This window comes from Catenulispora yoronensis (genome assembly GCF_039531695.1).
Lineage (GTDB): Bacteria > Actinomycetota > Actinomycetes > Streptomycetales > Catenulisporaceae > Catenulispora > Catenulispora yoronensis.
On the sequence record NZ_BAAAQN010000009.1, the window covers coordinates 1 to 12,356 of the forward strand.

18 protein-coding genes are annotated in these 12,356 nt (G+C 68.1%); 17 read left to right on the top strand and 1 reads right to left on the bottom strand.

Features of this window, described 5'->3' with window-relative positions; genetic code table 11:
• Positions 1-134: 134 nt before the first annotated feature.
• The 17 genes from rplP (at position 135) to ABD481_RS10080 (ending at position 9,604) form a co-directional block, all read left to right on the top strand.
• Positions 135-554, top strand: coding sequence for a 50S ribosomal protein L16 (gene rplP / locus ABD481_RS10000; protein WP_344665292.1), 420 nt, complete (start codon positions 135-137; stop codon positions 552-554).
• Positions 554-781, top strand: a complete 228-nt coding sequence (rpmC, locus tag ABD481_RS10005) for a 50S ribosomal protein L29 (RefSeq protein WP_344665293.1) — start codon at positions 554-556, stop codon at positions 779-781. Before rplP ends, rpmC begins: the two co-directional genes overlap by 1 nt.
• A complete protein-coding gene (gene rpsQ / locus ABD481_RS10010; protein WP_344665294.1) occupies positions 778-1,068 on the top strand; it encodes a 30S ribosomal protein S17 in 291 nt (96 codons plus the stop codon). Before rpmC ends, rpsQ begins: the two co-directional genes overlap by 4 nt.
• Before the next feature lie 103 nt (positions 1,069-1,171).
• Positions 1,172-1,540 (top strand): 50S ribosomal protein L14, encoded by a 369-nt coding sequence (gene rplN / locus ABD481_RS10015; protein ID WP_012785168.1) that lies wholly within the window; start codon positions 1,172-1,174, stop codon positions 1,538-1,540.
• 12 nt (positions 1,541-1,552) lie between these two features.
• Entirely contained in the window at positions 1,553-1,912 is a 360-nt protein-coding gene (gene rplX, locus ABD481_RS10020) for a 50S ribosomal protein L24 (protein ID WP_344665462.1), read from the top strand.
• Positions 1,912-2,481, top strand: coding sequence for a 50S ribosomal protein L5 (rplE, locus tag ABD481_RS10025; RefSeq protein WP_344665295.1), 570 nt, complete (start codon positions 1,912-1,914; stop codon positions 2,479-2,481). The genes rplX and rplE overlap by 1 nt, the downstream gene beginning before the upstream one ends.
• Positions 2,482-2,485: 4 nt before the next feature.
• Positions 2,486-2,671 carry a type Z 30S ribosomal protein S14 gene (locus ABD481_RS10030; RefSeq protein ID WP_012785171.1) on the top strand — a complete coding sequence of 62 codons (186 nt, stop codon included), beginning with the start codon at positions 2,486-2,488 and terminating at the stop codon, positions 2,669-2,671.
• A gap of 94 nt (positions 2,672-2,765) precedes the next feature.
• The gene (gene rpsH, locus ABD481_RS10035; RefSeq protein WP_344665296.1) at positions 2,766-3,164 is read left to right on the top strand and encodes a 30S ribosomal protein S8; all 399 of its coding nucleotides are present in this window, start codon (positions 2,766-2,768) and stop codon (positions 3,162-3,164) included.
• A 17-nt stretch (positions 3,165-3,181) separates the two neighbouring features.
• Positions 3,182-3,724 (top strand): 50S ribosomal protein L6, encoded by a 543-nt coding sequence (gene rplF, locus ABD481_RS10040; protein ID WP_344665297.1) that lies wholly within the window; start codon positions 3,182-3,184, stop codon positions 3,722-3,724.
• On the top strand, positions 3,724-4,107 hold the full coding sequence (rplR, locus tag ABD481_RS10045; protein WP_344665298.1) for a 50S ribosomal protein L18: 384 nt from the start codon (positions 3,724-3,726) through the stop codon (positions 4,105-4,107). Before rplF ends, rplR begins: the two co-directional genes overlap by 1 nt.
• Before the next feature lie 31 nt (positions 4,108-4,138).
• Positions 4,139-4,774: a 30S ribosomal protein S5 gene (gene rpsE / locus ABD481_RS10050; RefSeq protein ID WP_344665299.1), complete on the top strand. Its 636-nt coding sequence runs from the start codon at positions 4,139-4,141 to the stop codon at positions 4,772-4,774.
• 5 nt (positions 4,775-4,779) lie between these two features.
• On the top strand, positions 4,780-4,962 hold the full coding sequence (gene rpmD / locus ABD481_RS10055; protein ID WP_344656624.1) for a 50S ribosomal protein L30: 183 nt from the start codon (positions 4,780-4,782) through the stop codon (positions 4,960-4,962).
• Between the two features lies 1 nt (position 4,963).
• Positions 4,964-5,404, top strand: coding sequence for a 50S ribosomal protein L15 (gene rplO, locus ABD481_RS10060; RefSeq protein WP_344665300.1), 441 nt, complete (start codon positions 4,964-4,966; stop codon positions 5,402-5,404).
• 449 nt (positions 5,405-5,853) lie between these two features.
• Positions 5,854-7,200, top strand: a complete 1,347-nt coding sequence (gene secY, locus ABD481_RS10065; RefSeq protein ID WP_344665301.1) for a preprotein translocase subunit SecY — start codon at positions 5,854-5,856, stop codon at positions 7,198-7,200.
• Between the two features lie 88 nt (positions 7,201-7,288).
• Positions 7,289-7,966: an adenylate kinase gene (locus tag ABD481_RS10070; protein WP_344665302.1), complete on the top strand. Its 678-nt coding sequence runs from the start codon at positions 7,289-7,291 to the stop codon at positions 7,964-7,966.
• A gap of 49 nt (positions 7,967-8,015) precedes the next feature.
• A complete protein-coding gene (gene map, locus ABD481_RS10075; protein WP_344665303.1) occupies positions 8,016-8,843 on the top strand; it encodes a type I methionyl aminopeptidase in 828 nt (275 codons plus the stop codon).
• A gap of 77 nt (positions 8,844-8,920) precedes the next feature.
• A complete protein-coding gene (locus tag ABD481_RS10080; RefSeq protein ID WP_344665304.1) occupies positions 8,921-9,604 on the top strand; it encodes a sensor domain-containing protein in 684 nt (227 codons plus the stop codon).
• A gap of 397 nt (positions 9,605-10,001) precedes the next feature.
• Here the strand turns inward: ABD481_RS10080 and ABD481_RS10085 are convergent, their stop codons facing one another.
• On the bottom strand, positions 10,002-12,317 hold the full coding sequence (locus tag ABD481_RS10085; protein ID WP_344665305.1) for an MMPL family transporter: 2,316 nt from the start codon (positions 12,315-12,317) through the stop codon (positions 10,002-10,004).
• Positions 12,318-12,356 lie beyond the last annotated feature (39 nt).

Consider the following 12,356-nt stretch of genomic DNA (forward strand, 5'->3'; position numbering starts at 1 on the left):
AGGCGGCGGCGCTGGCCGCGGCCCGCGCCGCGACACCGGTGGCGGCCAGCAGGCCGGCCAGGCCCAGGCCCAGGCCGCGGCTCCGGCCGCGGCCGAGGCTCCGGCCGCGACCGAGACCAAGGAGGCGTGACCCCATGCTGATCCCGCGGCGGGTCAAGCACCGCAAGCAGCACCACCCCGGTCGTGACGGCGCCTCCAAGGGCGGCAACAACCTGGCGTTCGGCGAGTACGGCATCCAGGCGCTGACCCCGGCGTACGTGACCAACCGGCAGATCGAGTCCGCCCGTATCGCCATCAACCGGCACATCCGCCGTGGTGGCAAGGTGTGGATCAACATCTACCCGGACCGTCCGCTGACCAAGAAGCCCGCCGAGACCCGCATGGGTTCGGGCAAGGGCTCGCCGGAATGGTGGGTCGCGAACGTCAAGCCCGGCCGAGTGCTTTTCGAGCTCTCGTACCCGAACGAGGAGCGCGCGCGCGAGGCCCTGCTCCGGGCCACGCACAAGCTCCCGCTCAAGTGCCGGATCATCAAGCGTGAGGCAGGTGACATCTGATGGCGACCGGGATCACCGCGCGCGAACTGCGCGAGCTCGGCGACGCCGAACTGCTGGAGAAGCTCCGTGAGAGCAAGGAGGAGCTGTTCAACCTCCGCTTCCAGCAGGCCACCGGCCAGCTTGAGAACCACGGCCGGATGCGCGCCGTGAAGAAGGACATCGCTCGCATCTACACGCTGATGACGGAGCGCGAGCTCGGCATCGGCAGTACAGAGGAGGCGAAGTGAGCGAGCAGACGGTGAGCACCGAGGCGAACGCCGAGGAGCGCGGGCGCCGCAAGGTGCGCGAGGGCTACGTGGTCAGCGACAAGATGGACAAGACCATCGTCGTCGAGGTCGAGGACCGCAAGAAGCACGCCAAGTACGGCAAGGTCGTGCGCAGCACGGCCAAGCTGAAGGCCCACGACGAGCAGAACACCGCCGGCATCGGCGACCGTGTCCTGCTCATGGAGACCCGGCCGCTCTCGGCGACCAAGCGCTGGCGCCTGGTCGAGATCCTCGAGAAGGCCAAGTAACCAGTCCGTTCGGCCAGGCACCGGGACAAGCCGGCGGGGCTGGGCTCCCAGCGAGCACAGCCCGCCGGCCCCCGGTGAACCGGCACGACGAAGGAGATAACAAGTGATCCAGCAGGAGTCGCGGCTCCGGGTCGCCGACAACACCGGTGCGAAGGAAATCCTCTGCATCCGCGTGCTCGGTGGCTCCAGCCGCCGCTACGCCGGAATCGGCGACGTCATCGTCGCCACCGTGAAGGACGCCCTGCCCGGTGCGGGCGTCAAGAAGGGCGACGTCGTCAAGGCCGTCATCGTGCGCACCGTCAAGGAGCGCCGGCGTCCGGACGGCTCGTACATCCGCTTCGACGAGAACGCGGCCGTCCTGATCAAGGACGGCGGGGACCCGCGCGGGACCCGCATCTTCGGCCCGGTGGGCCGCGAGCTGCGCGAGAAGCGCTACATGCGCATCGTCTCGCTCGCCCCGGAGGTGCTGTAAGACATGTCGGGCATGAACATCAAGAAGGGCGACCTGGTCCAGGTCGTCACCGGCAAGGACAAGGGGCTGCAGGGCAAGGTCATCCAGGCCTTCCCGACCACCCAGAAGGTCCTGGTCGAGGGCGTCAACCGGGTCAAGAAGCACACCAAGGTCGGCCAGTCCGTCCGCGGGAGCAAGACCGGCGGCATCATCACCGTCGAGGCCCCGGTCCACGTCTCCAACGTGATGCTGGTCGTCGAGCACGAGGGCGCCAAGGTCGTCACGCGGGTGGGCTACCGCCGCGTGGAGGAGGAGCGCACGCTCGCCGACGGGACGAAGAAGACCGTCACGCGCAGCGTCCGCTACGCCAAGCGCACCGGTAAGGACATCTGATGACTGTGACTGAGACCGAGACCGTCGCGCCGCGCCTGAAGCTGCGCTACCGGTCGGAGATCGCCGCGGCGCTCAAGGAGCAGTTCGCGTTCGAGAACGTCATGCTGATCCCCACGCTGACCAAGATCGTGGTCAACATGGGCGTCGGCGACGCCGCCCGGGACAGCAAGCTGATGGACGGTGCCGTCCGCGACCTCGCGGCGATCACCGGCCAGAAGCCGACCGTGACCAAGGCCCGCAAGTCCATCGCGCAGTTCAAGCTGCGCGAGGGTCAGCCGATCGGCGCGCACGTCACGCTGCGCGGCGACCGGATGTGGGAGTTCTGCGACCGGCTGGTGTCGATCGCGCTGCCCCGTATCCGCGACTTCCGCGGCCTGTCGCCCAAGCAGTTCGACGGCAAGGGCAACTACACCTTCGGTCTGAACGAGCAGTCGATGTTCCACGAGATCGACCAGGACAAGATCGACCGCGTGCGCGGCATGGACATCACCGTCGTGACGACCGCTCGCAACGACGATGAGGGTCGCGCCCTGCTGCGTCTCCTCGGTTTCCCGTTCAAGGAGGCGTGAGCATATGGCGAAGAAGGCCCTGATCAACAAGGCGCTCGCGAAGCCGAAGTTCAAGGTGCGCGGCTACACCCGCTGCTCCAAGTGCGGCCGTCCGCACTCGGTCTACCGCAAGTTCGGCCTGTGCCGGGTTTGCCTGCGCGAGATGGCACACGCCGGCGAGCTGCCCGGCGTCACCAAGAGCTCCTGGTAACTACTACACGCCGCAGGTCCCTGCGCATGTGCACTCGTATCGGAGAGTGTGAGCAGCGCAGGGATACCACGGCGAGGAAGGCCTACGGCCAACCATGACCATGACCGACCCGATCGCGGACATGCTCACCCGGCTGCGGAACGCCAACTCGGCGTACCACGACGTGGTGTCCATGCCGTCGAGCAAGATCAAGACCCACATCTGCGAGATCCTCAAGCAGGAGGGCTACATCGCCTCCTGGAAGGTCGAGGACGCGGAGGTGGGCAAGACGCTCACCATCGACCTGAAGTTCGGTCCGAACCGTGAGCGGTCCATCGCCGGGATCAAGCGCATCTCGAAGCCGGGCCTGCGCGTCTACGCGAAGTCCACGGCCCTGCCGCGGGTGCTCGGCGGACTCGGCGTCGCCATCATCTCGACTTCGACCGGTCTGCTGACCGACCGCCAGGCCGCCCGCAAGGGCGTCGGCGGCGAAGTCCTCGCCTACGTCTGGTAAGGGAAGGAGGAGGAGCAATGTCTCGTATTGGACGGCTGCCGATCCCGGTTCCCGCCGGCGTCGACGTCACCATCAACGGCCAGGACGTGACCGTCAAGGGGCCCAAGGGCTCCCTGCAGCACACCGTCGTCACCCCGATCTCGATCTCGAAGGGTGAGGACGGCAACCTGGTCGTCGCCCGCCCGAACGACGAGCGGGTCTCCAAGGAGCGCCACGGTCTGTCGCGCACCCTGGTGAACAACATGATCATCGGCGTCACCCAGGGCTACACCAAGAACCTGGAGATCTCCGGTGTCGGTTACCGCGTGACCGCCAAGGGCAAGGACCTCGAGTTCGCCCTCGGCTACAGCCACCCGGTCCCGGTCCCGGCCCCCGACGGCATCACCTTCGCCGTCGAGAGCCCGACCAAGTTCTCCGTGTCCGGGATCGACAAGCAGCTGGTGGGCGAGACCTGCGCCTACATCAAGAAGCTGCGCAAGATCGACCCCTACAAGGGCAAGGGCATCAAGTTCGCCGGCGAGGTCATCCGCCGCAAGGCCGGAAAGGCTGGGAAGAAGTAATGGCTTTCGCAGTCAAGATCGGCAAGGGGCCGGCGAAGAAGCGCAACGCTGTCAAGCGTCGCCACCTGCGGGTCCGCAAGAAGGTCTCGGGCACCGCGCTGCGGCCGCGCCTGGTCGTCACCCGCTCCGCGCGCCACATGGTGGCGCAGGTCGTGGACGACGTCACCCGCGTGACGCTGGCCTCGGCCTCCACCATGGAGGCCGGCCTGCGCACCGCGGACGGCGACAAGACGGCCAAGGCCAAGGAAGTCGGCAAGCTCGTCGCCGAGCGGGCCAAGGCCAAGGGTGTCGGCACGGTCGTCTTCGACCGCGGCGGCAACAAGTACCACGGCCGGGTGGCCGCGGTGGCCGACGGCGCCCGGGAAGCGGGGCTGGAGCTGTGAGCATCACTGTTTCGAAGGGAAGGAGCCTCTGATGGCGGGTCCGCAGCGCCGCGGAGGCGGCTTCGGTGGGCAGAACCAGGGCGGCGGCGGCGAGGGCGGCAACAACCGCCGCGAGCGCCGCGACCGTCGCGGCGACCAGGCCCCGGTGGAGAAGTCGGCGCACATCGAGCGCGTCGTCACCATCAACCGGGTGGCCAAGGTCGTGCGCGGTGGCCGTCGCTTCAGCTTCACCGCCCTGGTGATCGTCGGTGACGGCGAGGGCACCGTGGGCGTGGGCTACGGCAAGGCGAAGGAAGTCCGCGACGCGATCGCCAAGGGTGTCGAGGAGGCCAAGAAGAACTTCTTCAAGGTCCCGCGCATCCAGGGCACGATCCCGCACCCGGTGACGGGCGAGCGCGCCGCCGGCGTCGTTCTGCTCAAGCCGGCCGCCCCCGGTACCGGCGTCATCGCCGGCGGCCCGGTGCGCGCCGTGCTGGAGTGCGCGGGCGTCCACGACGTGCTGAGCAAGTCGCTCGGCTCGGACAACCCGATCAACATCGTCCACGCGACCGTGGCGGCCCTGAAGGACCTGGTGCGTCCGGAGGAAGTCGCCGCGCGCCGCGGGCTCCCGCTGGAGGACGTGGCTCCGGCCGCCCTCCTGCGCGCCCGCGCCGGTGTGGGGAGCTGAGAGACATGGCCCGTTTGAAGATCACGCAGACCCGCTCGCAGATCGGGACCAAGCAGAACCACCGGGACACCCTCCGGTCGCTCGGTCTGAAGCGGATCAACGACACCGTGGTGAAGGAGGACCTCCCGCAGTTCCGCGGCATGGTCCACACCGTTCGCCACCTGGTCAAGGTCGAGGAGGTCGACTGACATGACGCTGAAGGTCCACCACCTCCGCCCGGCCCCGGGCGCCAAGACGCCGAAGACCCGCGTGGGTCGCGGCGAGGGCTCCAAGGGCAAGACGGCGGGTCGCGGTACCAAGGGTACGAAGGCCCGCTACCAGGTCTCGGCGCGCTTCGAGGGCGGCCAGATGCCGCTGCACATGCGCCTGCCGAAGGCCCGCGGGTTCAAGAACCCGTTCAAGGTGACGTTCCAGGTCGTGAACCTGGACAAGCTGTCGGCGCTGTACCCGGCCGGCGGCGAGGTCACGGTCGAGGACCTGATCGCCAAGGGCGCGGTCCGCGACAGCGAGCTGGTCAAGGTGCTCGGCACCGGCGAGGTGAACGTCGCGCTGCGGGTCAAGGCGCACGCGTTCTCCGCGTCGGCGAAGGAGAAGCTGGCCGCGGCCGGCGGCTCGGCCGAGGAGATCTGAACCGCCACGCGGTGAAGTGAACGAGGAGGGCGTCGTTGCGGGGAGACCCGGGGCGGCGCCCTCCTCGCCGTTTCGCGGGGCGGGGGCGGGCGCGAGGGTGCGCGCGGCCCGCGCGCGGGTGCGCCGAGGGTGCGCTCGGCGGTGCGAGGCGGGCGGATGCGCGCCGGTCCGGTGTCATCGGCCCGGCAACCGTCAGCACCCTTTCCGGGCCCCGCGACGCCGGGCCCGGGCACCCCGGAGCCCGGTTCCACCCTCACCCCCAGTACACCGCCCACAACTCCCCCCGGCCGAGGGTCGCCATAGGCTTCCTGCTATGCGTAAGATGGCGCAGGTCGGCCATCACCCCGACTTGACCCCGCGTGCCCGAAAGCGCCGCGCACCAGCGTGAAGCCTACGGCCCGTGGGAATCAGGACCCTTTAACTCTCGTCGCGTAAGGCGCAGGAGGACCATGCTCACCGCATTTGCTCGGGCGTTCCGCACGCCCGACCTGCGCAAGAAGCTGCTCTTTACGCTGGGCATCATGGCGCTGTTCCGGTTGGGCGCGCACATTCCGGCTCCGGGCGTGGACACCCACACGCTGAGCTCGTGTCTGAACCTGACCAAGTCGCAGAACAGCGGGAACCAGGCCCTGGGCCTGATCAACCTGTTCTCCGGCGGCGCGCTGCTCCAGCTGTCGATCTTCGCGCTGGGCATCATGCCCTACATCACCGCGTCGATCATCCTGCAGCTGCTGACCGTGGTGATCCCGCGCCTGGAGGCCCTGAAGAAGGAGGGCCAGGCCGGGCAGACGAAGATCACGCAGTACACCCGGTACCTGACCATCGGGCTGGCGGTGCTGCAGTCGACCACGATGCTCACCCTGATGAAGAACAACCCGGGTGCGCTGCTGGGCAACGGCTGCGCCGGCAAGGACGTCATCTACAGCAAGATCGACTGGACCGGCATGACGGTCATGGTCCTGACGCTGACCGCCGGCACCACGCTGATCATGTGGCTGGGCGAGCTGATCACCGACCGCGGCATCGGCAACGGCATGTCGCTGCTGATCTTCACCTCGATCACCGCCAACTTCCCGCAGTCGCTGTGGGCGATCAAGCAGGCCGGCAAGACCATGGACGGCTGGCCGGTGTTCTTCGGCGTGCTGCTGATGGGCATGATCCTGGTCGGGGCCGTGGTGTTCGTCGAGCAGGGCCAGCGCCGGATCCCGGTGCAGTACGCCAAGCGGATGGTCGGCCGGCGGATGTACGGCGGGTCCTCGACCTACATCCCGATGAAGGTGAACCAGGCCGGCGTCATCCCGGTCATCTTCGCCTCCTCGCTGCTCCAGCTGCCGCTGATGGTCGCGAACTTCACGCACCCGAACGCCCAGAAGGGCTGGGCGCACTGGGTCAACAAGGAGTTCGGCATGAGTACCGACGGGTACTCGCTGGCCTACTCCATCACCTACTTCCTGCTGATCCTCGGCTTCGCCTTCTTCTACGTCTCGATCACGTTCGTGCCGGACGAGATCGCCGACAACATGAAGAAGTACGGCGGCTTCATCCCGGGCATCCGGGCCGGCAAGCCCACCGCCGAGTACCTGCAGTACGTGTCCACCCGGGTCACCTGGCCGGGCGCGCTGTACCTGTCGATCATCGCCATCATCCCGATGATCGCGCTGGCCGAGCTGCACGCCAGCGGCAAGTTCCCGTTCGGCGGCACGACTATCCTGATCATGGTGGGCGTGGGCCTGGAGACCGTGAAGCAGATCGAGTCGCAGCTCCAGCAGCACAACTACGAAGGCTTCCTGCGGTGACGGCTGCGACAACGGCGTCGACGCGCCTCACCCACCGCGGACGGCGCTCGGCCGTCCGTCCCATCGACGCCGAAGGGTTCCTCAACTAGTGCGTATCGTTCTCGTCGGTCCGCCGGGCGCGGGCAAGGGCACGCAGGCCTCGTTCATCGCCTCGCACCTGGACGTCCCGAAGATCAGCACCGGGGACATCTTCCGGGCGAACATCTCCCAGGGCACGCCGCTGGGCGTGAAGGCCAAGGAGTACCTGGACGCCGGCCACCTGGTCCCGGACGAGCTCACCATAGACATCGTCCGCGACCGGCTCTCGCAGCCGGACGCGGCCGGCGGGTTCCTGCTCGACGGGTTCCCGCGCAACGTCGCCCAGGCCGAGGAGCTGGACCAGATCCTGGCCGACAACGGGGTGCAGCCCGGGGCCGGCAAGGCCTACCTGGACATCGTGCTCGACCTGGAGGTCGACAACGACGAGGTGATCAAGCGGATCTCCGGCCGCCGGCTGTGCCGCAACGACTCCGGGCACATCTTCCACGTCGACTACAGCCCCTCGCAGTCCGGCGACCGGTGCGACGTCTGCGGCGGCGAGCTGTACCAGCGCTCGGACGACAAGGAGGACGTCGTCCGCAAGCGTCTTGAGGTCTACGCGGCCGAGACCGCGCCGATCATCGACTACTACCGCGAGCAGGGTGTGCTCACGACCATCGAGGCGGCCGGCGAGGTGCAGGTCATCACCGAGCGCGCCATCACGGCCGTGGACGCGGCCCGCGGCTGACCCGGCCGAGCACCACCCACCCGAGCAGTCCCGAAGGAAGTTCCGACCCATGCACGCCCACGGCGCCGACGACGGCACGATCGAACTGAAGACCGCCGAGCAGTTCGAGGCCATGAAACAGGCCGGCAAGGTCGTCTCGCGCACGCTGGCGCTGTTGCGCTCGGCGGTCCGGCCGGGCATCACCACCGGTGAGCTGGACCGGATCGCCGAGGAATCCATCCGCTCGCACGGCGCCGTGCCCTCCTTCCTGGGCTACGGCGACTTCCCCGGCTCGATCTGCGCCTCGGTCAACGACGAGATCGTCCACGGCATCCCCGGCGCCCGCGTCCTGCGCGAGGGCGACCTGATCTCCATCGACTGCGGCGCCATCATCCCCACCGACCCGACCCAGGTCGCGACCGGCCGCTGGAACACCCGCGGCTGGCACGCCGACTCCGCGATCACCGTCCCCGTCGGCGAGGTCGCCCCGGAACTGGCCGAGCTCTCCCGCGTCACCGAGCAGGCGATGTGGGCCGGCATCCGCGCGGTGAAGGAGGGCGTCGCGCTCAACGACGTCTCCACCGCGATCGACGAGTACACCCGCTCCCAGCCGCGCCGCTACGGCATCATCCGCGACTACGGCGGCCACGGCATCGGCTCCCAGATGCACATGACGCCGATGGTCTACAACTACCCGGTCCGCGGCGAGCACACAGTCCTCACCACCGGCATGGCCATCGCCATCGAACCGATGCTGACCCTGGGCAAGAACAAGACCCGGGTCCTCGCCGACGACTGGACCGTCGTGTCCAAAGACGGCTCCGCCGCCGCGCACTGGGAACACACCGTGGCCCTGACCCCCGACGGCATCGTGGTCACCACTGCTCCGGAAGAGTGACCCCCCATGCCCACAAGGAGTGACCGCCCGGCCAGTCCCGCTATGCGCCGGCCCTCCTGACGTCGGACGATGGTGACATGCCCCGTGCCGCATCGTTCGCGCTGGCGTCAGCGTTCGCGCTGACGCTCGGCACCACCTCCGCCTGCGGAAGCACCGACTCCCGCACCCCGAAGCCAAGCACCTCAGCACCCCCCACGACCCTCACCGAGAGCGACCTCCACACCCGTCTGCTCACCGTCAACGACCTGCCCACCGGCTTCACCGTCGACACCGACGCCACCGACACCAACGGCACCATCAGCTCGACCGACCCCCACTGCAAACCCCTGGTCGACCTGATGAACAGCGACGGCAAACCCCCCACCGCCACAGCCGCCACCAACACCTCCTTCACCAAATCCGAACTCGGCCCCAACGTAGCCACCGGCCTGGCCAGCTTCCCATCAACACAAACCGCCGAGACCCTCCTGACCACCATCTCCACAGCGATGAAGACCTGCACCACCCTCACCGAGACCGACAAGGACGGCAGCAGCTACGACTTCGGCGTCGCAGCCCTCCCCTTCCCGGAGACCGGTGACGGCAGCAGCGCTACACGGATGTCAGCCGATATCGGCGGCTACCCAGCCCAGGTGGACATCGTGGTGGTCCGGATCGGCAGCACACTGTTGTACGTCGCCAACACGGGGCTCGGGGGTACTGATTCGGGCTTGACGCAGGATGTGGTCGCTCGAGCGGTGGGGAAGGTGGAGGGGGGCTGAGGTGAGGTTCGGCCGAAGGCTTGCCCACCGGCGGCCGCAAGCTGAACCGGACCACCCCTCCCCCCGGATCCTTCAAGCCTTCTCCCGAGGTTTTGGTTCGTTCTCCTCGGTCACGTCGGCAGGGCTTTGCCTACAGTGCCGCCGACCAGGTGTCAAGTTCATGCAAGCGCAACCGCAGCGCCAGAACAACAGGCGACGGCATGGACTTGATATCTGGGCGGCGGTGCTGTACCCGTAGGGCTGCCGACGTGAGCGAGGGGAACGAACCCCCACCTCACAAACCGCCAGCGCAGGGCCCTGAATGTACCCCCCTATGGACTGGCGCCAGTTCTCCGAGGGATCCGAGGCCCCCGCCGGAGGCGCCTGCTTTTAGCTTTTCACGGCTTTTGACTGGCTTTCACCAACCAGACAGACCAGTACGCGCCGACTCCGACGCCACACCCCCCTCCACCACCTCAATCCCCATCCCCTCAACCCCGCCTTCACCCTCAACCCCACTTTCACCCTCACCATCAACCCCAACCCCCTCCCCAACCCCAAACCGCCGATGCACCCCCCGCAACCACCCCGGAGCCCACCACCCCCCCTCCCCAACCAACGCCAGCACCGCCGGCACCAAAAGCATCCGAACCAAAGTCGCATCGATCAACACAGCCAACGTCAACCCCAACCCGAACTCCAAAATCGGCGCGGAACCACCCGTCATAAAACACGCGAACACAATCACAAGCAGCGCCGCCGCACACGTAACCACCCGCCCGGTATGCCGCACCCCGGTCACCACCGCCTGCTGCGCATCCTCCCCATGCAGACGCGCCTCGCGGATCCGCCCAAGGATGAAAATCTCGTAGTCCATCGACAACCCGAACGCCACCGCGATCATCAACGGCGGCACCGTCACATCCAACGCCCCCAGCCCACCCCGCATCCCCGGGCCGAAGACCCCCGCAAAGTGCCCCTGCTGAAACACCCACACCGTCACCCCGAGCGCCGCCCCGATGCTCAGCAAGTTGGTCAACACCGCCTTCACCGGAATCAACACCGACCCCGTGAACAAGAACAGCAGCACGAACACCGACACCAGCACCACCCCGACCGCGTACGGCAGCCGCTCGACCAACATCTCCCGGAAGTCGACCAGGTGCGCACTGGCACCAGTAACCGACGCCCGCTCCTGCTCCTCATTCGCGTTCGCGTTCGCGTTCGCGTTCGCGTTCGCGCTCGCATTCGCATTCTCATCCACATGCTCACCGCGGATGGTCTTCACCAACCCAGTAGCGACCGCACCGTCGTTCGTCCCAGCCGGCACCAACGTCACAATCGCACTGCCGTCCGCATACGCCTTCTGCGACGAGTCGACGACCCCCGGCAGCGCACGCAGGTGCTTCAGATAGTCCGGCCGCGCGGCGCCCCCATCAACAAGCACCTCGATCGGGTCGGCATTACTGTGCCCAGGAAAGTGCGCCAACCCCAGCTCGTAGACCTGCCGCGCCTCCGAACTGGCCGGCAACTCACGCGCATCACCAGGCGTCAGAGACAGCGCCCGCGCCGGCAACGCCGCCGTCACCAGCGCCGCCCCGACCACCAGCAGCACCGGCATCGGCCGCCGCACCACCCCACCGGCGACCCGCCCGAACCAGCGCCCCTCTGACCGCCGCTGACTCGCCGGCTTGATCCGATGCCCGTACTTGACCAGCAACGCAGGAAGCAGCGTCACCGCCGCCAGCATGTCGACCGCGACCACCGCACACGACGCCAGGCCCATACTCCGCAAGAACGGCGCCGGGTACACCACAATCCCGGCCAGACTCACAGCGACCGTCAGCCCGGAGAACAGAACCGTCCGCCCAGCGGCCGCGCCCGTGGCCCGCACGCAGTCCGCGACCTCATCGTGGATCGCCCGCTCCTGCTTGAACCGAGTCACCATCAACAGCGCGTAGTCGACCCCGAGCCCGAGCCCGAGCATCGTCGTGATCTGCACCGAGTACACCGACAGATCCGTCACGAAGCTGAACGCGTAGAGCACCAGCAACGTCGCGGCCACCCCGCACAGCGCCAGCAACAGCGGCAGCGCCGCCGCCAGCAGCCCGCCGAACACCACCACCAGCAACAGCAGGACGATCGGCAACGACAGCATCTCGGCCTTGCTCGCGTCGGACTGCGCAGTGTTGTTCAGCGCCTGGTCCAGCAGCGGCCCACCGCTGACCCGCACCTGGAACTCCGTCGTACCGATCGCCCGCAGCCGCGCCTCGGCGGCGTCCAGCGCAGTGTGTTCAGCCTTGTCGGCGAGCCCGCCGACGAAGGTCACGGTGACCGCGACGACCCGGCCGTCCCCGGTCATTCCCGGTGTCCGATACGGATCCGGGACCTCGGCCACCCCGGGAATGGTCCTGATCTCGGCGACCGCGGCGGCGACCCGGGCCTTCAGCCCGGCATCGTCCACGATCACGCGGCCGCCCGCGGCTCCGGTCGTGCCCCCAGCCGGACCGGGGACGGCGGTCACCATCGCGTCGATGGTGTCCCTCCCCGGATCGAGCTTGTCGATCCGGTCCGCGGTCACCCGGGACTCACTTCCCGGCACCGCCGCGCCGAGCCCCCCGAGTTTGCCGAAGACCGCACCGCCCAGGCCGAGGCCGACCGCGAACACCACGAGCCAGACCGCGACGACGGTCCGCGGGCGTCGAATGGCGAGTTCCACAGCATGTTTCAACATGCCACCCACGGTGCGCCACGACCACGCACCCTGAGATCC